The 19196-nt window shown below is 64.1% G+C and carries 20 protein-coding genes; 17 read left to right on the top strand and 3 right to left on the bottom strand.

Translation table 11 applies throughout. The features are described from left to right. Positions 1 to 25: 25 nt before the first annotated feature. Positions 26 to 361, bottom strand: a complete 336-nt coding sequence (locus NDR87_RS14060) for a hypothetical protein (RefSeq protein WP_251912033.1) — start codon at positions 359 to 361, stop codon at positions 26 to 28. 164 nt (positions 362 to 525) lie between these two features. Between NDR87_RS14060 and NDR87_RS14055 the strand changes: the two genes are divergently transcribed. The 6 genes from NDR87_RS14055 (at position 526) to NDR87_RS14030 (ending at position 6027) form a co-directional block, all read left to right on the top strand. Next, positions 526 to 1386 carry a helix-turn-helix transcriptional regulator gene (locus NDR87_RS14055; RefSeq protein WP_286013484.1) on the top strand — a complete coding sequence of 287 codons (861 nt, stop codon included), beginning with the start codon at positions 526 to 528 and terminating at the stop codon, positions 1384 to 1386. Between the two features lie 5 nt (positions 1387 to 1391). Then, a complete protein-coding gene (locus tag NDR87_RS14050) occupies positions 1392 to 1763 on the top strand; it encodes a DUF397 domain-containing protein (protein ID WP_251912039.1) in 372 nt (123 codons plus the stop codon). Positions 1764 to 1911: 148 nt separating this feature from the next. Next, the gene (locus NDR87_RS14045) at positions 1912 to 3375 is read left to right on the top strand and encodes a helix-turn-helix transcriptional regulator (RefSeq protein ID WP_251912041.1); all 1464 of its coding nucleotides are present in this window, start codon (positions 1912 to 1914) and stop codon (positions 3373 to 3375) included. A gap of 9 nt (positions 3376 to 3384) precedes the next feature. Beyond that, complete coding sequence (locus NDR87_RS37730; RefSeq protein ID WP_251912043.1) at positions 3385 to 4431, top strand: asparaginase; 1047 nt, start codon at positions 3385 to 3387, stop codon at positions 4429 to 4431. Next, positions 4431 to 4889 (top strand): PPC domain-containing DNA-binding protein, encoded by a 459-nt coding sequence (locus NDR87_RS14035; RefSeq protein ID WP_251912045.1) that lies wholly within the window; start codon positions 4431 to 4433, stop codon positions 4887 to 4889. The genes NDR87_RS37730 and NDR87_RS14035 overlap by 1 nt, the downstream gene beginning before the upstream one ends. Before the next feature lie 415 nt (positions 4890 to 5304). Beyond that, positions 5305 to 6027, top strand: a complete 723-nt coding sequence (locus NDR87_RS14030; protein ID WP_251912047.1) for an HAD family hydrolase — start codon at positions 5305 to 5307, stop codon at positions 6025 to 6027. On the opposite strand, the gene NDR87_RS14025 is transcribed toward NDR87_RS14030, so the two are convergent. After that, positions 6021 to 7430 carry a helix-turn-helix transcriptional regulator gene (locus NDR87_RS14025; protein WP_251912049.1) on the bottom strand — a complete coding sequence of 470 codons (1410 nt, stop codon included), beginning with the start codon at positions 7428 to 7430 and terminating at the stop codon, positions 6021 to 6023. The two genes, NDR87_RS14030 and NDR87_RS14025, sit on opposite strands and share 7 nt — an antisense overlap. Positions 7431 to 7629: 199 nt before the next feature. On the opposite strand from NDR87_RS14025, the gene NDR87_RS14020 reads away from it, so the two are divergent. The 6 genes from NDR87_RS14020 to NDR87_RS13995 all read left to right on the top strand — a co-directional run bounded on the left by NDR87_RS14020 (position 7630) and on the right by NDR87_RS13995 (position 13379). Then, on the top strand, positions 7630 to 8928 hold the full coding sequence (locus NDR87_RS14020; RefSeq protein ID WP_251912052.1) for a cupin domain-containing protein: 1299 nt from the start codon (positions 7630 to 7632) through the stop codon (positions 8926 to 8928). A gap of 6 nt (positions 8929 to 8934) precedes the next feature. Next, a complete protein-coding gene (locus tag NDR87_RS14015) occupies positions 8935 to 9765 on the top strand; it encodes a DUF3865 domain-containing protein (RefSeq protein ID WP_251912054.1) in 831 nt (276 codons plus the stop codon). Between the two features lie 45 nt (positions 9766 to 9810). Next, complete coding sequence (locus tag NDR87_RS14010) at positions 9811 to 9966, top strand: hypothetical protein (RefSeq protein ID WP_251912055.1); 156 nt, start codon at positions 9811 to 9813, stop codon at positions 9964 to 9966. 106 nt (positions 9967 to 10072) lie between these two features. After that, positions 10073 to 11284 (top strand): fatty acid desaturase, encoded by a 1212-nt coding sequence (locus NDR87_RS14005; RefSeq protein WP_251912057.1) that lies wholly within the window; start codon positions 10073 to 10075, stop codon positions 11282 to 11284. Positions 11285 to 11526: 242 nt separating this feature from the next. Further along, positions 11527 to 12456, top strand: coding sequence for an inosamine-phosphate amidinotransferase 1 (locus tag NDR87_RS14000; protein ID WP_251941149.1), 930 nt, complete (start codon positions 11527 to 11529; stop codon positions 12454 to 12456). Next, entirely contained in the window at positions 12435 to 13379 is a 945-nt protein-coding gene (locus NDR87_RS13995) for an amino acid--tRNA ligase-related protein (protein WP_308212088.1), read from the top strand. Before NDR87_RS14000 ends, NDR87_RS13995 begins: the two co-directional genes overlap by 22 nt. 16 nt (positions 13380 to 13395) lie before the next feature. On the opposite strand, the gene NDR87_RS13990 is transcribed toward NDR87_RS13995, so the two are convergent. Continuing rightward, on the bottom strand, positions 13396 to 14520 hold the full coding sequence (locus NDR87_RS13990; RefSeq protein WP_251912071.1) for a hypothetical protein: 1125 nt from the start codon (positions 14518 to 14520) through the stop codon (positions 13396 to 13398). Between the two features lie 173 nt (positions 14521 to 14693). Here NDR87_RS13990 and NDR87_RS13985 point away from each other — a divergent pair, with 173 nt between their 5' ends. The 5 genes from NDR87_RS13985 (at position 14694) to NDR87_RS13965 (ending at position 18901) form a co-directional block, all read left to right on the top strand. Beyond that, the gene (locus tag NDR87_RS13985; protein ID WP_251912072.1) at positions 14694 to 15542 is read left to right on the top strand and encodes a TauD/TfdA family dioxygenase; all 849 of its coding nucleotides are present in this window, start codon (positions 14694 to 14696) and stop codon (positions 15540 to 15542) included. A gap of 129 nt (positions 15543 to 15671) precedes the next feature. Beyond that, positions 15672 to 16049, top strand: a complete 378-nt coding sequence (locus tag NDR87_RS13980) for a GFA family protein (protein WP_251912074.1) — start codon at positions 15672 to 15674, stop codon at positions 16047 to 16049. A gap of 52 nt (positions 16050 to 16101) precedes the next feature. Then, entirely contained in the window at positions 16102 to 16887 is a 786-nt protein-coding gene (locus NDR87_RS13975) for an NUDIX domain-containing protein (RefSeq protein ID WP_308212087.1), read from the top strand. Between the two features lie 84 nt (positions 16888 to 16971). Continuing rightward, the gene (locus NDR87_RS13970; protein ID WP_251912077.1) at positions 16972 to 17439 is read left to right on the top strand and encodes an NUDIX hydrolase; all 468 of its coding nucleotides are present in this window, start codon (positions 16972 to 16974) and stop codon (positions 17437 to 17439) included. Between the two features lie 334 nt (positions 17440 to 17773). Further along, positions 17774 to 18901 carry a restriction endonuclease gene (locus NDR87_RS13965; RefSeq protein ID WP_251912079.1) on the top strand — a complete coding sequence of 376 codons (1128 nt, stop codon included), beginning with the start codon at positions 17774 to 17776 and terminating at the stop codon, positions 18899 to 18901. Positions 18902 to 19196: the final 295 nt, after the last annotated feature.

The following is a 19196-nucleotide window of genomic DNA, read 5'->3' as shown; positions in this document are numbered from 1 at the left end:
CGTGAGGCACTGGCTTGTTGATGGGCTAGGTCCGCTGCGCTGGCGAATGCTCCCGCCAGGGGCGTGACCGGAGAGCGCTCGCGAAACGGAACTCCCACCGGGAAGTAGCGCGTTCGGGCAACCCCCACGGCGGCTCGATGACAGCGAGCCCCACCGCTTCGATCGCGGTAAGGCCTACGCGCTGGGCGAGTTCTTCTGTGGCCGCGGCCATTTCCGCGATCTGGATGGCAGTGATGGCCTGCTCCTTCGTCAGCGTCCGGCCGGGCAGGAAGGACACCACCCACCCGCCCTCGCCCACCGACTTGGCTCGATGCTCACTGCGGTCGCTGACGATCCACCCCTGATCAACCTGCACGGACATCGTTCCTCGATCCACCGGCGACGCCGGATCCGAACCCACCCACTCCTGTGGCGGCTGTCACATATGAAGACTAAACATGTAAACACGACAAGACAACCGGACTATCGAGTTTTTATGTTTTGTGATGCGCTAATGTTGCTGATCGAGCGAAGGAGGTTCATGCCATGCCACCGATGTCTCCGACTGTTGCCCGATGGGAGCTCGTCCTACGGATCCGCCGTCGGCGCGAGCAGCTCGGTGTGGACATCGCCTCGATACTCAAGGCCCTCGGCATCACGAAGGCGTACTGGTCGTTGTTCGAGAACGACCGGCGGCTGATCCCAGAGGAGAAGCTCAAGGCCCTGTTCAGCGTGCTTGAGTTCGACGATGAGGAGCGGGTCGAGCTTCTTGCTCTCCGCTCCGCGAGCAAGGAACGAGGCTGGTGGACTCGATACGGCGCGCTGTTCTCGGACGAGGCGATGCGCCTGTGGGGCATGGAGTACGGCGCACTCAGCATCCGATGCCGAGAAAGCCTCATGATCACCGGCTTGCTGCAAACCGCCGACTACGCTCGCGCGGTGATGTCGACCGACACCACATTCATCCGGCAAGCGGAGGTGGAACAACGCGTCGAAGTCCGCATGAAGCGCCAGGAACGGCTGACGGGAGACGATCCTGTTGAGCTGAGCTGCGTGATGAGCGAAGCCGCGCTGCTACAGCAGGTCGGTGGCCCAGAGGTCTTAAGGGGCCAACTGAATCACCTGATTTCACTGCTCGAGGAGCATGAGAACATTGATATCCGCATCCTGCCCTTCACCGCACGCGGCGGCTTGCCGCAAGGTGGCGCGACCTTCTACCTTTTCGACTTCGACGGTCCGGTCCTGCCCACGCTGGCCTGGCACGAGTTCCCGGTTCTAGCCGGGTTCATCGACGATGCCGAGAAGGTGCAGGCACTGAACGTCAGCTACTCGCTGGTGGAGTCGGCGGCACTCAGTCGGGACGAGTCACTGGCTCTGATCAAGCAAACAGCACGTGAGATAGGCTAAACGGCATGAGCGTGACATCTCGCCCGACTCGAACCGGCTGGTTCAAATCGTCGTTCTCCAACCAGGGAACGAGCTGCGTTGAGGTCAGATTCGATGGTGATGTCGTGCTCATACGTGACAGCAAATATCTGCGCAATGCCGCCAACGATCCTCGTCAGCAGCCGATCATCGCCATCCCTGTGGCCCGATGGGCGGCTTTCCTCGACCTCGCTACCGGTGAGGCGTCTTTAGGGTCTGTCGAGCTGCCGACTGTCGATGTCCGACGAGATGGCAGTGCCCAGCTGACCGCCACCGATGGCACGACCTTGTCATTTACGCCCGATGAATGGTGTGCCTTCACCGCGGGGATCGGAATCGGGGAGTTCGCGGCGGCCTGAGCTCGGTACTCCACCGCCGCCCTACCTTTGTAGCGGCGGAGACGATCGCTCTGCCAGTCGGTCCGGCGGTAATGGTCTCTACGGGGTAGAACCCGACTATTATTGCGCAGTCGGGGATCGGGTAGTTCGGTATGGGAGGTGTTCCTCCATGGCGACGAACAGTCAACTAACCGTTGAAGATTCGTCGGCACACGTACGACTGCGCCGGGAGATCAAACGTCTGCGAGACGAGAGTGGACTCAGTCAGCCGGGCCTTGCTGCCCTGATCGGCTACAGCCGCCAGTACGTGTCGCAGGCCGAGCGTGCTCACAATCTGCCGTCGTACGACCTTGTGCGGGTGATCGATGGGGCGTTGGGCAGTGACGGGGGGCTCATCGCCCTATGGCGCGAAGCCAAAGCCGAACGGGATTCACGTCGTTTCGGTCAGTCAACCTTGCCCTCGATCGTCACCGCGTTGAGTGGCGATTCGGCGGGGTCGTCGCTGACCGAGCGGGTTTTGCGGACGCCCGCAGGACGGTACTTCGCTGGCTCGGCGACGCCTGCACTGCCGGTCTCGGCCGCCTATGAAGAGGGGCGAGTTGTAGCTGCGCTCGAAAGTGATACAGCCCCCACATGGTTGGCCCGCCCGCAACGAAGCCTAGTTGTTGCCACCGTGAACACCGTTGAAGGGCAGCGACTCTACGGTATGGATCGACGACGTGCGCATTCACGCCTCACTGCTTCCAATGAGGGGGCGCCGCTGTTGATCCCGCGTGCCTACGAGCTCGATGACTTCACATTTGCTGTCATCTGGGCGGTCACCAACTTCGATGACGCTCTGCTAGACGACGACAACGAGCTGGAGTCCGCAGCGCAGCGCCTGGACGCTTTGCAAGATGAGCGTCGGTCGAGCGTGGCGCCCGATTTTGCGGTGGATTTGTCGCCGGTCTCACGGATGTGGCTGGGTTCTGACTTCTGTGCCCGTCACATCTTGCGCCACGCGGTTCAGCTAACCGGTACGCCGGAATTTTGGTCTCGCGAGCAACGCGGTGAAGAAGCCAGCACATGGTTGTTCTTCACGCACAAGTACGACTACCTTCGACGCACCGCGGTGGGCAGGGCCGCTGCTACTCCGACGTCGACGCGGGCGTTCTGCATCCCGCCCGACCGTGTCTGCGAGTCATCCCCGTCCGAGCGAATTCTGTCCCTGCTGACTGCCGCGCTCAATGAGTCGGTCGGCATTCGGGTGGTGGTGTGCATCGAACCCGAATACACGGCCGTACACGGGTTCGTTCTCGACCGCAACCAGTGTGCAATCCTCGCCAACTGGGTCAACACCGACCGGCTCTGGCAGGTCGACGTCACCGACCATCGTCCCACGGTGCGGGAGTTTCGCGACGCCATCGGATGGGCTCGCGACCATTCCATTCTCGTCGGGGACGAGCCGGGGTATCGGCTGCGTGCGCTGGCGGACTACCTTCAGCTGGATTGGCATTGGCTCACACGGCGCTGCGCTGAGCTGGCCGACTACGGTGTCGGCGGGCTGATTCAGCCGAGGAGCCGCCGGTTGTCACTGGCAGGCATTGAGCGTGCGTGCGGATTTCTCGGAGCTATCGGCAGCGTGGATCGCTAGGCTGCCGGAGTGTCGCAAGAACGAATCACCCGCCGTGTCATCGTTTTCGGCCTCGGCGGCACTATTGCCATGTCGACCACCGCTACCGGTGGTGTCGCCCCCGCCCTGTCGGCCGAGCAACTGCTCGCCGCTGTCCCCGGGCTCGCCTCCACCGGGATCATCGTGGAGGTCGCCGACTTCCGCCAGCTGCCGGGCGCCTCGCTCACCTTCGCCGACATCACCGCTCTCGTCGACGCGATCACCGAACACCTGCCGGACATCGACGGTGTCGTCGTCACTCAGGGCACCGACACCATCGAAGAAACCGCCTATCTGATCGACCTGCTGCACACCGCACCGCACCCGGTTGTCGTCACCGGCGCCATGCGCAACCCCACCCTCGCCGGGGCCGACGGCCCGGCCAACCTGCTCGCCGCCATCAGCACGGCAGCCGACCGCAGCGCCCGTGGTCAAGGTTGCCTGGTTGTGTTGAACGACGAGATCCACGCCGCCCGCCGAGTCTGCAAAACCCACACCAGCAGCACCGGCACCTTCGAATCACCCGACGGGGGACCACTGGGCTACCTCGTCGAAGGACAACCCCGCTTCCTCAACCGGATCGCCCACCGCACCACCCTACCCACCAGGGTTGATGACGACCTGTACATCCCGATCCACACAGTCACTCTCGGCGACCACGAGATCCTGCTGAACGCGGCCACCGACCATATCGACGGACTCGTGGTTGCCGCCCTCGGCGCCGGTCATGTCCCCGCCCGCTTGGTGCCCGCTCTCGAACGACTTGCCAGCAGGGTCCCGGTTGTGCTGGCCTCCCGAACCGGTGCCGGCTCCGTTCTCGAATCCACCTACGGTTTCCCCGGTTCCGAGCGCGACCTCATCGCCCGTGGCCTGCTCCCCGCGGGGTACCTCAATCCGCTGAAGTCCCGCATCCTGCTCGCTGCCCTGCTCGCCACCACACGAGACCACACCACCCTGCGAACGGCGATCGCAGCCGCCGGTGGTTACACAAACCCCGAAACCTGGCCCTGGCCCACCGATTCGAGCAAGGACGCCTGATGCGTGCCCGCCAACTCACCCTCGGCCGGACCTTCGGTGTCGCCTTCGACCACGGCGACGACTTCTTTCCCGCCCTTACCCAGTTCTGTCGAGAAAACAATCTCCGCAGCGGCTACATCCCCTCGTTCATCGCCGGTTTCAGCGAGGTCGACATCGTCGGCGCCTGCGACCGGCTCGACAATCCTGACGCACCCGTCTGGTCGAAAGTGCACCTGCGCAACGTCGAAGCCTTCGGTGGCGGCACCCTCGCCTACGACCCGGACACCAGCGAGATCAAACCCCACATCCACGTCGCGGTCGGGATAAAGGAACACTCCGCCACCGGCTACACCAGCCATCTTCTCGGCGCCCGCGTCCAGTTCCTCACCGAGATGCTCGTCATCGAAGTCACCCACCCCCAGCTGCAGCGCACACCCCAACCGGACCTGTTCGACGTCCCTCTTCTGCGATTCGTCTGACACTGGGCCAAGGAAACCGATCAGGGGGCAACAAGGTCTCCCCAGCAGTTGCCCCCTCCCCACGCGGTGAGCCGGTGCCCCATGAGCGCGTCGAGCTGGACGGGATAGTCGGTGGCTTGATTCTCAGGCGTTTGGCCAGGGCAGGGCGGCGTTGGATTGGAAGTCGTCGTGGCTGGATCGTCGGATGACCGGAACTGCCCCCACTGCCGCGGGGCTGATCGAGCAATGGGCGAAGCCCAGGGGGAAGGGTCACGGCACGGATCCTCCTACTTGGTGGTCAGAGCCCACGTATTTCAGGCGCGCCGTCGTCCGACGCTGATGATGCCGATCCACCATTGACCAAGGCCGTGGACGTAGTCGGTGGATCACGAGCTTGCGGTCGGCGTGCTTGCGCGAACTCTGCGAGAATCGCGGCATGGCCGAGGCGCGCGCAGGACTTGTCATTTGGGATGTCGACGGCACGTTGATTCCGGCCGACTTGCGTTGGCTCCGTAGGGCTGTCGCTCACACGTACGGTTTGCAGGAAGCGGATGTCGTCTTTCCATCGCAGCGAGTGCATGGGTACACGGACGAGTCCATCGTGGTCGACACTGCGATCGCCTCGGGCCTTTCCCCGGAGGTGGCCGAGGGTGGGGTGTCGCGCTTCCACGAGGTTCTGGCAGAGGTCATGGCTGAGGGGGAGCAGGAGCTGGCTCGGGACCAGCCTGCGTATCCGGGTGCTGCGGAGTCACTGGCGGCCTTGCAGAAGGACGGCTTCGTTCAGACCGTGCTGACCGGGAACCTGCGTGTGGCGGCGGAGGCGAAACTCAAGGTCGCTGGCTTGGACCGGTGGGTGGACTGGGAGATCGGTGCGTTCGGCTCGGACGCTCGGGATCGTTTCGACCTGCCCGCAGTGGTCGCCGAACGCTTCCAAGCTCGATACGACAGCGTGCTCGACCCCGCTCGAACCGTCGTCATCGGCGATGCGCCCAACGACATTGCCTGCGCTCGTCACGCGGGCTTCCATGTGATCGCGGTGGCTCACCGCATCGGTCGTGATGAGCTCGGCCAGCATTCCCCGGATGTGATTGTGGACACGTTGTCGCCGGATTTGGTGACGGCTGCGGTGAATACGGTTGTCGGGTCGGACGGTCACTGACTGTCAGCGGTTTTGATCTGGTCGTCGAGTTGGCGGACCGGGGGTTCGTGCTGCCACGGTTGTAGACGTTGGCGGGCACGCCGTGCTCGTTCGATGCCTCGTAGGTTTCCCATGGCGTTGAGCGTGGCGTAGGCGTTGCCGAGGATGCGGCAGCCTTCTTCGAGCTCGCCCGCTGTGGCGTAGGCGCTGGCGAGGTCGACATAGGCGGCCAGGCCGACGCTCTTGTTCGCTCGATCGGATACGCTCACTACCTGATTCAGCGCGGTGAGCGCTTTCTGGGGTCTGTCGAGAAACAGCCAACAGGTGCCTTCGTAGACAGGTAACCGCGCGGCGGTCCAATCGCTGAACAGCCCGGTGCGGTCGGCGTCACGGATATGTTCGGCGGCGCGGTGAGCGCGGCCGAGCGCATCCTGGCATTCTCTGGACAAGCCGAGCACCGCATACGCCTGAGCCTGCTCGGCTGCGATCCTTGCACGGGCGGCCGGTGACAGAAGGCGATCGACAGCAGCCGCCTCCGACAGCAGCCGCAGGCCGTGCACGATATCGCCGTCGATGCCTATGAGTGTGGCGGCGTCGGAGGTGAGATTGCTTTCGAACAATCGTGCCAGCGCGCCGAGTGCCGGGTCGTGCAGCTCGTCTGCGAGATGACGGGCGGACGCGCAATTCACCAGCGCCATATTGCGATTGCCCATCGCGCTCCACAGCCGACTGGCGACGATCGACGTTTCGACCAGAAGCGCACCGAGCTCTCGCTTGGCCTTTGCTGCTGTCACGGCACGAAACAGCGCTGCCACTGAATCACGTTGGACAGCAATAAGGTTCAGTAGTGCGTCTGGGGCAAAGCTCTGCCGGTGTTCGGCGAGAAGGCGAGTGACTGCGGCATAGCTGTGGAGAGCGCGGGCCGTGACCTGCCCTGAGCGGACGAGTGCGTCCACGGGCTCGGAGAGGGCAATGGTGACCGGAAATATTGGCGCAGCGGGGTTTTCGTCGACGAGTGCCTCGTTCGCCGCTGTTGAATATTCGATCTGAGGTCCGGCGGTTGTTGCGGCTGACGTGGTCAGTGGCTCTCGGGGGTATACGGAATCTCGCAGCTGGAGAGCCGTAATGCCGTCATCTGTAGTCTCAGGCTGATGCCGCGAGGTCGCGGTAGTCGTCGTTTGCGCAGGTGTGCGCTGGGATTGTTGTTGGCTTATGGCCCGTTCGCGCAGGGCGCTCAGTTCGCCGTGTGCGCCGAATGCTGTGTCCATGGCGGCGACCAGCTGGGCGGAAGGGATGTTGCTGTCTTCCCATTCGGCCATGGAGACGTACTGACGCGAGTAACCGATCACGGTCGCCAGCTGGCGCTGGGTCCACCCGGCATTCTCCCTGCGTCGCTTGACTTCTCGTGCAAGTTCATTTGCCACCGACCGCCCGTCACCGGGGTGCGGGGCGGCGTCCCCTGGCCGATCACCCCTGCGCATGACTCATTCTCACCATCGGTGCGGCCGGTGGCAAACCGCTATTTGCCTCATTTGCCATCTAGCCGACGCGCCGACGGCCTCGGTTGGCTGAGGGGCAGAAGCGGCGTGGTCCACGCTGCCGGGCTGATCGGAGAAATAGCCTATGACCACCGCAACAAACCGTGTCCCTCCTACATCGGAATGGCCGCCTTCCCCGACGTTCTGGGCGGAGTCGTTCTTCAGTGCGACGTCGTCGGCGACGGCGCCAGCGTTGTTCTCGCGGCTCGTCCCGGCCAATGTCCTCGGCACCGCGGAGGTCGTTGGCGGCCTGCGGCGCCTGCGTCGCGCGCACGCCGAAGGGGAAGCGGCCAGCGCCCGCATCCGGGTCTACGTCGGCGAGGAACGGCGCGACGAGGTCGTCGAGACCGTGCTGACAATGCCCTGGCCGGACTCGGAAGACGTGCTCGAATGGATGCAACGCGTTTGCAAGGCCGAGCGATTCAGCCTGGTCGTCAACAACCTCGAAACCACCTCGGCCGCCTTAATGTCGAGTCTGGGTACCTTGATTCAGTCCGCCTTCTCGGGGTGGGGAATCCCGATCGGCGGCTGTGAGCAGGTCGCATTCGTCGGCAACTACGCGGGTACCGCATTCGGGATCCACGAGGGGTTCGAAGACGCGTTCCTCGTGCACCTCGGGCCGGGAACCAAGCACTTCTACTGCTGGTCACAGGAACGCTACCGGGAACTGACCGGCGGCACCGAGCCGCTGTTCGGCGACTACCGATGGATGCTCGAGCATGGCGAGTGTTTCGACCTGACACCAGGGGATGTGTTGTTCCTACCTCGGCGCGTCTTCCATGTCGGCGTGCAGGACGAGTTCTCCATGTCGGTGGCGGTCCCGCTCTACACCTACCCCGACACCCGGCTGCTCGCCCGGTCGATCTTGCCGCGACTGCTGGAAGCGGTCGCCGCCGGTGATGACAGTGTGCCCTCACCCATGCATAACCTCGCCGAGGGGCCCGAGCCCGTCGCGCAGGCGCTGGCGAAAACTGCGGAAACCCTGATGAGCTCGGCGTTGGCGCAGCTTCACGACCATGTCGGTGCAGTCGTCGAACAGCAGTGGGCCGAGCTGCTGAGCAACGGCGGATGGGAGATCGCCGAACACGATCTGACCAGAGCCGACGCGGCGCGATCGGCGCGCGAGGCCCTGGCCGCGGGCGGTACCCGGCTCGCAGTCGTGGCGCCGTTCCGGCTGTCGTGGACTCAGGCCGACAGCGACCTCGACATCGTGCTGCGCGGGTCGCGGCTGCGAGTGCCGGCATCGCCGGTGCTGGTGGAGGTGATCACCGCGCTGGCCGACGGTAAGCCCATTGAGATCCCCGATGCCGCAAGAGATTTGCCCGCCCTGCAAGACCTCCTGCAGACCGGCGGCGTGGAAATTCTCGTCGACGAGCCGAGGTGACCGGACATGACACAGCAATCGACAGTCGACGCCTATCTGGACACGCACCCGGACACGAAGGCCGTGATCGAGAAGGTGCTGCTGAACGCTCCCGACGTGACCGGGGATGAGCTGATCGACAAGCACCTGGCGCCGATGATGGACGGGATCTTCGAGCTCATCACCGAACAGATCGCGCCTCAGAACCTTTCGGTGCAGCAGGCCGAGCTCTACATCAAGGAATTGTCGGTGTTCGCCCGCTACAACGCCCAATTCCTGCGCCGCGCAGCCGCATCGGTCGAGGGGGCGTGCTTCGAGCTTGCCCACGAGTTCCGGCGCAACCACCTTGAGGAGGGCGGGGAACGCGGACACATCCCCGCGCACTACACCCTCTACTCCGGGGCCCTGCTGGCCGACCTCGGTCTACGCGTCAACGGGCATGTGCCCGCACCGGAAACCCTCACCCTGTTGACGTTGCACGACCTGCTCGTCGAGGGCTCCTCGGCCAGCACCATCTGCGGAGGCTACTACGCCACTGAAGGCGTGGCCATCAACGAGACCGTGCTGCTGCGCTCGATCACCGATCGCTACGGAGAACTGACCGTCGGTGCGCCCAGCGCGCAGCTGCCCGCACTGGATTACTACTACCAGCTGCATTTGGACGAGGAGCACGAAGCGGCGGCGGGGGACGGGCTCAGCGTCGAGGCTGCGCACATCGAAGGGATCGCGACCTTCATCCGCAACCGCGACCTCTACCACCTCGATCTGCCGCAGATCCTGGATGGCTTTCTCCAGATCCTCGAAGGCATGGCGCGGTGGTGGGGCGAGCTCACCGTCCGCGCGCACAGCCTCCCCTGACACCGGCACCACACCGGTGCCGGTCCACAGAAAAGGAGATCACCAGTGAACATCCTCAAATCCGGCGTCCGCCCGGACGCCACACTCAAATCCGGCGTCCGCCCGGACGCCGGACTGAAATTCGGCGTGCGCCCGGACGCGATACTGAAGGCCGGAATCCGGCCGGACGCTATGAAGTCCGGCGTGCGGCCCGACGCCTAACCAACACCTGATCGGCCCGGCACCCAGCGCATACGGCTCGGCGATGCCGCGCTGAGTGCCGGGACTCCGCCCCACCCGGCTCGGTTCGGAGCGCTGATGCGACGCGGTGAGCGCCCATTCCCGCGGCGGCAGCACCGTTCTCACGCACACCTACCGGACCTGCGGTGAGGCCGGGGCGCTGGCGGCGGTCCGGGTCGCCGCCAGCGTCACCGATCCGGGGTTCTCCTTCGACGAGGGATTGGATTCGATGAGCATTTCCACAGGTAAACCAGCGCGCCGTCGCCCGACCGCCGGCGCATCGGGCGCCATTCGGCGTGAGTTCGGTAGCGACCTGGTGCACCGGCTCGACCAGCTGTGCAGCCATGGCCGGTCCGAAGGCCCGGTCGATCTGTCGCGGGACTACCTCGCCGCCGCTGTGGCCGCCGCTGTGGGCACTCTCGTCGGCGGGCCGATCGTACCGGCATTGTGCGCGGTGTATGTCGGTGTCCGCCAACGACATCTGTCCAACCTCACCCACGAATGCATACACACCAAGTTCACGCGATCACCCCGGGCCAACCGAATCTTCGGTCACCTGATCACCGTCACCCTCGGTGAACCGTTCACCCCCTACAAGCGCAGCCACCGCGTACATCACGCACGCCTGGGCTCTCCCGACGACCCCATGCTGCGGTCCTACATCTCTCGCAACGCCAACCGCCGGTGGCCGGACACGACCGCGTTCGTCGTCCACGTCATCATCAAGAACGCCGCCTGGGAGCTCCCCAAATTCGGATTCCTCACCCTCGCAGCTAAATCCCGCGACGAAACCTGGACCGCGGCCGTCAGCCGATGGACCGCCTGGGTAGCGGCCATCGCACTCGCCGCAACCTGCGGACACCTGACCGAGTTCGCGCTGTACTGGGCGCTGCCGCTGATTTGCGTGCGCCCGGTCATCACCTGGCTCACCGACCTGGGCAACCACGCCGGACTGATCGAGTCCGACGACCCGATCCTGCAGACCCGCGGTTGGACTTCCCACGCCCTGACCCGCCATTTGCTCGGCGGCCACAACGACGACATGTACCACCCGATCCACCACTGGTGCCCCAACATCGGGTGGCGCCAACTCCCCGCCGCAGCCGACATCCTGCGCGCCGAGTTCCCCCGTTGGCCCGAGGTCCCCTGGTGCAGCGGCTTCTTCTTCCGCCGCCGCTCCACCCCGGACCGGCCATCGGTGATTGAGGACATCGTCGTGCGCCTGAACAGCCAAACCCAGCAGACCCGACCGATTCCCGGGCACCACCCCGCACGAGAAGAGCGCCACGAAAGGCAATGAAGGTGAGCATCTTTCGTCTCATCGACCACCTTGTGAAGGACCGCATCGCCATGCTCCCGCCGAACGGAGGGGCCCACAGTTTCGACGAATGGTCACGCCTGATCGAAGTCGTCGTCGGTGAACCCGCCCACTACACCTCCCACGACCTGGACACCTCGTTTCGACTGTTCTACTTCGACAACGTCCGCCCCACCGCCGCCTACGGCGCCCGGCCCGGCCGGGAGCTCACCATCCCCCGGCACATGGTCGACGAACTCGAAGAAGACGTCGAAGGATTCGCCGCCGCCTTGGCCGAGTGCGGCGTGAGCGTGCTGCGGCCCCAGCCACTCACGCGACGATCGACGATTTCCTCGCCACTGTGGACCGCGCTGGAAACGCCCGCCCTCAACGTGCGCGACCAGACCATCGTGCTCGGCGACGCCATCGTCGAGACCGCCCCGCACGTGCGTGGCCGTTTGTTCGAAAACGACTATCTCAAACCCATCTTTTACAACTACCTTTCCCGCGGCTCACGATGGCTGGCAATGCCTCGCCCGGCGCTGGCCCGGCACTCGCTGGATCCCGGCTACTTCACCGAGCAGGGCATCGATGTGTCCGGTCTTCTCGACGACCCTGACACCCACGACCTGCCCGGCCTCGGTCACGAGCTGGTCTTCGATGGCGCACAATGCATCCGCCTCGGCCGCGACGTCCTGGTCAACGTGGCCAACGCCAACCACGAACTCGGCTACACCTGGCTGCAAACCACCTTCCCCCACCTGCGGTTCCACCGCCTCGACGCTATCGCCGACAGCCACATCGACTCCATCGTGATCCCGCTACGGCCCGGCCTGCTCCTGCTGCGCGCACCCGCCTACCGCGAACAGCTGCCCGCCGCGCTGCAGCGCTGGGACGTCATCTACCCGCCCGAACAGGACGAATCGCAGTTCCCCGACTACAGCAGCTTCGGGTTCAACCTCGCAAGCCGCTATATCGACATCAATGTGCTGTCGGTCGACGAAGGCACCGTGGTCGTCAACTCACTGTGCCCGGACCTGATGCGCACCCTGGAAAAACACGGCCTCACCGTGATTCCGGTCCGCCACCGTCACCGCCGCCTGTTCGGCGGCGGCTTCCACTGCTTCACCCTCGACACCATCCGTGCCGGCGAATGCGAGGACTACCTCCAATGACGACCCCTGCCACACCCCCAGCCACGGCCGAGCACACCATCGCCCTCACCGACCCGATCAGGTACACCTCCGATCTGCTCCGCAAGATCCGAAACTATCTGCACGACAACGGGTTCGTCGAGGTGGTGACACCGGTGTTTCGGCAGGCTGATGATCTCACCGGCAAACGTGCCACCGCTGTCCTTGGTGCGGGAGGGTTCCTGCGCAGCATGATCGGTCCCGCGCTGCGCTACAACCTGCAATACGCGCCGCGCATCTTCGAGATCGGGCCGTGCTTCCGACCCGAGCGCCCGGACGCGACCCACAGCCGCGAGTTCACCATGCTGGACCTCTACGCGGCCAATGAGGACTTCGCGTTCCTGTACGAGCTCGCCGAAGATCTCATCGCTCTGGCCTACCCAAAGCCATTGCCGCACATCTCCGTGGCCGAGCACCTAAACCGTGACTTCGGTGTCGACCTCACCCGGCACTCACCGCAGAACCTCGCCGACGCCATCGCCCGACGCCTCGCCCTGCCGGCGACAACACCGATGCACGAGCTGATCGACACCGCGATCGCCACCCACATCGAACCCCTCACCCGAGGCACCGCCGCGTTCCTCGTCGACTACCCACTCGGCGGCAACGAGCCCTGCGCCCGCCGCCGCGACGGCACGACGGCAATCATCGACCGGTTCGAGGTATTCATCGACGGCCTCGAAGTCGCCCATGGCTACCGGGACGAAACCGACCACGACGCGTTCATCGAACGCGCCACCACCGCAGGGCTCTACAACCGCGAACAAGCCCTCGTGCTCGACGCCATCACCGCGGGCGACCTCCCGACCCGCAGCGTCGGCCTCGGCATCGGCATCGAACGGCTGTGCATGGCGGCCACCGGCATCGACGAGATCCGCACCTTCCAGCAGTCCCGCTGTTTCTGAACCACCACCGGAAAGGCTACTTCACGTGAAAGCCTATGTGGGCCAGTCGATTCCCGTTGACCTGGACGAACAGCTCGTAACCGCCGGGCGTGAGGCGCCGGGTCGCCGTCGACCGCATCGGCCGCGTCTTCGTCACCGCCACCTTCTGCCCTGCCCGCAGATCCACGGACTTGAGCTTGTACACCGACTCCCCGTACCCCGGGGGAGACCGGCGCGGGTGCCGGATCACGTAGTCGATCAGTACCGATTCATCACGGGGAGAGGCGATCACGAAACTGAAGGTCAGCGGATCGCCGACGGCGATCACGGTGGAGTCGAGGGTCAAATCGAGGACCCTGGCGGCTGGCTCGGACGACAGCCCGAAGTACGTGAAAGCCGCCGGATAGCCCTGCTTGATCAGCGTGCGCAGCGACTGCTTGGCGATGAAGGCCATCTCCGCAGCGGACTGGGCCCCCGCCGCCCGCCACCGCGTCAGCGTGGACAACACCAACCCAGGGTCTATGCGAGAAATATCGTTCAGGTGGTTGGCCACCGAAGTGGTCACGAACCGATGCCGGTCAGCGAACAGATTGTCCAGGACCGGAATCATCGTTGCGAACGGAATCTCGATACGTGGCGACCAGGGAAGCAGCGGGCGCGTACCTTCGCTGGCAAGCCTACGGACGTGATAGTCCGCATCGCGACTCCACTGCAGCACGGCGGCCATGGTCTCGTCCGGGAAAGCGTTCAGGAAGTACCGCAGCGCGTCCTCGGCAGAGAAGTGCTTCGTCATCTCCGGCAGTGCCCGAAGAGACGTCTGCAGCGCCGCCCGGGTACACCCATGACGTGCAACAAAGTCCGAATAGGGAGCGTAGGTGTAGATGCCGAAGTCGGGTCCGTGAAACGTCCGATCGTCATGGCGTGGGAGCGCGGACACGATGATGTCGACAGCATCGGAGTAACGGGCCGGGAGGAACGCGGCGAGGTTGTCCGCGACGCAGGCCACGCGCGCCTTGAGCTCCAGATGCGGCAGCTGCCCCATGACCGAACCGACAAAGCCGTCGGCGTCGAAACCCGACCAGACGGCTGCCAGCTCCGCAGCGATAACTCCCACCCGCTGCCGGTTCAACGCCGACTCCTTCAGCGGGACGCCCTCGGCCATGCCGCGAGTGTACTGCCCACACAACCACGTCAGCGTCTTCCACGACCGAGGGGACGGGCGAATCCCGAAGCCGCGGCACGACGATTCGCGAATACTCCTGCGCTGCGCTGTCCTGCCGCGCGCCATCACGTAGGCATGGTGAGGGAGCTGCTTGCTACAAAGGGGTTGCGGATATGAACCACTACCAGATCACCGCTCTCGCCGCGACGTTCGGGGCGAAGGTATCAGGGCTCGACCTATCGCGGCCTGTCGAACCGGAGTGCGCTCATCGCCTCGTCGCTGAACTGGAAGCCCATCGCCTCCTCGTGTTCGAAGGGCAGGACATCTCCCACGCCCACCACTTGGCCGTGAGCCGCTTGTTCGGCTCCCCGGAGAGCCACGTCCAAAGCCAGTACACCGTGGAAGGGTTTCCCGAGATCGTCAAGATCAGCAATATCTTCCAAAACGGACGGCCGATCGGGCTGTATGACGGAGACGACGAGGAGGAGTGGCACACCGACTACTCCTGGAAGAAGCAGATGAGCACTGCCTCGCTGCTGTATTCGGTGATCGCTCCCGAAGCAGGTGGCGCGACTCGATTCGCCGACACCACCGCGGCCTACGACGAACTCGACAACTCGATCAAGCAGCGAATCGCCTGCCTGCGCGCAGTGCACTCACTGACGCACCTTTTCGACCGGCAACTGGCCCAGAACCCCGAAAAAGTCCCGCTGACCGCCGAACAGCTGGCTCTCGTACCCGATGTCACCCATCCCCTGGTGCGCCGGCATCCAACCACTGGCCGTGATTCACTCTTGCTGGGCAGCATGATCATTTGCGGCATCGCCGGAATGGCGCCGACGGAGTCCGAACCGCTACTTGCCCAGCTCCTCGCCCACGCCATCTCGTCCAAGTACGTCTACACCCATCAGTGGGACGTCGGCGACCTGGTCATCTGGGACAACCGTGCCACCATGCACACGGCCTCACCCTGCGACCACAAACGACATCGGCGGCTGCTGTACCGGACTACGGTGATGTGAACGGCTCCCCGTCGGGCGGAAAGCACGGTCTAGATTCCGATCGGCATCCCGGGGTTCTCGACCCCGATGTGAGGATCGAAGCGAAGCGCTCTAATCCCTTCTATGTCATCGACTCTGAAAGGAATGCTCATGTACGAGGGCGGTTGTCTGTGCGGCAACATCCGATTCCGCGCGGCGGGTGCGCCGGACTTCCCGCACTTGTGTTCGTGCCCGCATTGTCAGCGTCTGTCCGGCGCGCCCGTGATGTCGTGGGTGGACTTCCCGATGGACGGGTTCGAGTGGACAGGCCCCGGCGGGGAGCCCACCTGGTTCGACACCTTCCCTGGCGAGACTAAGCGAGGCTTCTGCCCAAAATGCGGAAGTTCCGTCGCCGCTGAAGATTACGGTGACGCCATCGTCGGAGTCACCATGATGAGCCTCGATAACCACGACGGGCTGGAACCGGAGAGGCAAAGCTTCCGGGAGAACGCAGTGCCCTGGCTCGCACCGATCCAGCCGCGCTCCTGAGCACGATTCGAAGACGCTTGACGCGTTGTACTGACCTCTCAGGAGGACTCTGGTGAGCACGAAGGCGCCCAACTCGGCACGCGACGACTCACACGATCGGATCGCCGGCATCGACTGGGCCCGACTCGGTGCGCAACTGGACGCGGTGTCACGCCGATACGCGCAGCAGCACGGCATCCAGCGCACCCAGGACTGGATGGTGATGAAAGTGGCAGAAGAGGCGGGCGAGCTGATGCAATGGTTCCTCGCCGAAACAGGACAGGGCCGATCACGGGGCAAATCTCCCGAGGAGCTGAGCGCCGCGGTCGACGACGAGCTCATCGACGTCCTCGGTCAGGTGCTGCTCCTCGCGTACCAACGCGGCACCGATGTCCAAGCTGTCCTCGACCGGAAGTGGCTGCGGCGCCAGGAAAGCGATGAACCCTTGCCGGTGTCGACCGAACTGATCGCCCGAGCGGTCATCCGGTCTGGCGACCGCATCCTCGTGGTACGCGAGCACGGAAAGCACTACTGCATGCTGCCAGGCGGGCATGTCGAGCCCGGCGAGCCGGTCGAGGACGCTCTGACCCGAGAGCTCTCCGAGGAGCTGGGCGTCACCGCTCGCGTGGGGGACTGGGTTGCCGTGATCGAACACAGTTACGTCGACGACACCGGTACCGCCCACCACGAGCTGAACCTGGTGTTCACCGCTGCGATCGTTGGGAACCCGGACAGCCGGGAAGCACACTTCGAATGCTTCTGGCTGCCAACGGATCGCATCGCCGCCACCGACTTGCGACCACACACGATGAAAGACGCGCTATGGGACACCGCGGACAGCCCGATCTGGCGCAAATAGAGCCACGTGATCTGCCATTTTGTCGTCATTCGACGCCGACTACACATCGATGCTCGGGGTGAACTGAATTGAGAGACTGAACTCATGGGCAGGATTGAGTACTACTACGACTCGCAAGCTCCGAAGCCGAATTCCCTTGTGGTGGCCTGCAACCTGCTCGTTACCGACGATTCCGGAGCGATCCTGCTGCAGCGCCGCCGCGACACCGGCCAATGGGCGCTACCGGGCGGAGTTATGGAGTTCGGTGAGACCGCCGCCCAGTGCGCTATCCGTGAGTGCAGCGAGGAGACCGGCATCATAGCGGAGATCACGGGATTCCTTGGCGTGTACAGCAATCCGAATCACATCGTCGCCTACACCGATGGTGAGATTCGCCAGCAGTACGAGAACACCTACATTGGCCGACCGGTCGCCGGGGAACCGACCGCCAACGAGGAGGCCGACGGAGTGGCCTTCGTGAACCCTGTAGAACTGGACCGTTACGACATTCACCCCAGCATGCGACAGCAGATCGGCGACTACCTTTCAGGCAACTACCCGTACCTCGGTTGAGTCGCTGAAGATCCGCATTCAGGAGTGGCTGTGGCGGTGAGTTGTTCGAGGAGACCCAATCTGATGCACCAAGGCTCAATTTGCTGGCGCAGACGACTTATTCCGTCGTGCCCAATTCGTCGGTGTGCCTGATCGGAGGATGACTGTCGCGACTGAGGGAAGCGGCCAGCTCTGGCCATGGTCGACGCAAGCGATCGGTAAGGCCGATTATTTACGTGCGTCGGCTTTATGACTGGCATGCAAGCGGCGCCACGCCACCGTGCTGCTGGTTCGGCTGACATGCCGATCATCGCGAACTACCATCTGAGCCTTCGGATTCAGGGAGGGAGCATCGGTGATCGGTCGCGAAGCGTTGCGTGGAATCGTTCTCGAAGAGGTGCTGGCGCGGTTGCTACAGGACAACGGCTACAAGCTCCTCGTGTCCGAGCATCAGGATCCCGACGCACTCAAGCAGGCCCAGCACGGATTGCTGGTGCGGGGGCGCGGCGGCGAGCATCAAGCCGACGTCATCGGCGAGCTCGACCTACCCGTACCCTTCTCTCTTCCACTGCGGCTGTTCGTTGAAGCCAAGTTCACCAAACAGAAGGTCGGAATAGCGGTGGTGCGCAACGCCCACGGCACCATCCACGACGTCAACGAGCAGTACTCGTCCTTCTCCTCGGGCGCGCATTCAGTGCCGATCCGGCGATACCAGTACAGCTACACCTTGTTCTCGGCCAGCGGATTCGCTCCGGAGGCGCAGCGGTATGCTCTGGCCCAACAGATCTCGCTCGTCGATTTGTCGAGCTCTGGCTTCGCTGAGCTTCTCAGTCTTGTCAGCGAAATTGCAGACGCGACACGCGATCTCGCGATTACGCAAGGGATCAACCGCTTCCCAGTTGGGCAAGTGCGCGCAGCCCTCCGGCGCGCGCTGGGCACGTGGACCGGAGGATTCGAAACACCCACTGAGAGCGACGAGACAGACGCACAGGTCGAGGGGGCCCCGGAGAAGGGTGTCTCGCCCTACATGACTGTGGGTCGCATGCCTGGCAAACATAGTTCGCAAGTGCTGCCGCAGGCCCAGCTCATGACGATCGTGACTCAAATGCACAGCGACCGGCTCGGTGACTTGATCGTCGGGTTTCCCTCCGCGCCCTTCATCCTGGTTCTGAGGATCGAGTCCAGGGCAGACTTCGGGAACTATCTCGCCCAGAACCCCGGCTCGGAGATCGCCGTGCATATCGAGTTCGCCCATCGTGGAAAGCATGACGGCGATTGGGTCATCGTCCCCGCTGATGGGTCGCCGCAGTTCCGCCTGGTTTTTGCGCTGCCGGAGCTGCTCGCTGACTGGCTGCTCAACAGCGACGGCCCCGCAGCACCGCGGGTACGCGACATCAAGCGAGGCATGCTGTCCTCGATCGTCATCTTCCGATTCGGCAGCCGACTCCTGCGCCTGCTGTACGAGCCGCACCGCCGCCGGTGAGTCCGACACATGCGAACAAGGTGTAGCTTCGGGTGTGCACCCTGCAACGAGGCCGATCGGCCATGTCGCCCCTCTAGAAGCCGCCAACGATGTTCACTGGCGGCCAGCAGGCGCGGCGATAGCCCGAACACTGCGAACGCACTTTCATGCCGTCTATTTAGCGTTCGCCGGTCCTGCTTGCTGCCTGAGCTGGACGCGGACACGGATCGACAGCCCTCTGCATAATGTTGCATTAGACGCTGACGCAACCCTGTTGCAGGACTCGATCACCGCTGGCAGACGAGTTCTCGCCGAC

Source organism: Nocardia sp. CDC159 (genome assembly GCF_023740735.1).
Classification (GTDB): Bacteria; Actinomycetota; Actinomycetes; order Mycobacteriales; family Mycobacteriaceae; genus Nocardia; species Nocardia pulmonis.
Note: the sequence above shows the minus strand (reverse complement) of the source record. Positions and strands in the feature narration are given on the sequence as shown.

Coding starts and splice junctions, on each gene's coding strand:
- NDR87_RS14060 (WP_251912033.1), bottom strand. CDS start 361: ATGTCCGTGCAGGTTGATCAGGGGTGGATCGTCAGCGACCGCAGTGAG.
- NDR87_RS14055 (WP_286013484.1), top strand. CDS start 526: ATGCCACCGATGTCTCCGACTGTTGCCCGATGGGAGCTCGTCCTACGG.
- NDR87_RS14050 (WP_251912039.1), top strand. CDS start 1,392: ATGAGCGTGACATCTCGCCCGACTCGAACCGGCTGGTTCAAATCGTCG.
- NDR87_RS14045 (WP_251912041.1), top strand. CDS start 1,912: ATGGCGACGAACAGTCAACTAACCGTTGAAGATTCGTCGGCACACGTA.
- NDR87_RS14035 (WP_251912045.1), top strand. CDS start 4,431: ATGCGTGCCCGCCAACTCACCCTCGGCCGGACCTTCGGTGTCGCCTTC.
- NDR87_RS14030 (WP_251912047.1), top strand. CDS start 5,305: ATGGCCGAGGCGCGCGCAGGACTTGTCATTTGGGATGTCGACGGCACG.
- NDR87_RS14020 (WP_251912052.1), top strand. CDS start 7,630: ATGACCACCGCAACAAACCGTGTCCCTCCTACATCGGAATGGCCGCCT.
- NDR87_RS14015 (WP_251912054.1), top strand. CDS start 8,935: ATGACACAGCAATCGACAGTCGACGCCTATCTGGACACGCACCCGGAC.
- NDR87_RS14000 (WP_251941149.1), top strand. CDS start 11,527: ATGGTCGACGAACTCGAAGAAGACGTCGAAGGATTCGCCGCCGCCTTG.
- NDR87_RS13995 (WP_308212088.1), top strand. CDS start 12,435: ATGCGAGGACTACCTCCAATGACGACCCCTGCCACACCCCCAGCCACG.
- NDR87_RS13990 (WP_251912071.1), bottom strand. CDS start 14,520: ATGGCCGAGGGCGTCCCGCTGAAGGAGTCGGCGTTGAACCGGCAGCGG.
- NDR87_RS13985 (WP_251912072.1), top strand. CDS start 14,694: ATGAACCACTACCAGATCACCGCTCTCGCCGCGACGTTCGGGGCGAAG.
- NDR87_RS13980 (WP_251912074.1), top strand. CDS start 15,672: ATGTACGAGGGCGGTTGTCTGTGCGGCAACATCCGATTCCGCGCGGCG.
- NDR87_RS13970 (WP_251912077.1), top strand. CDS start 16,972: ATGGGCAGGATTGAGTACTACTACGACTCGCAAGCTCCGAAGCCGAAT.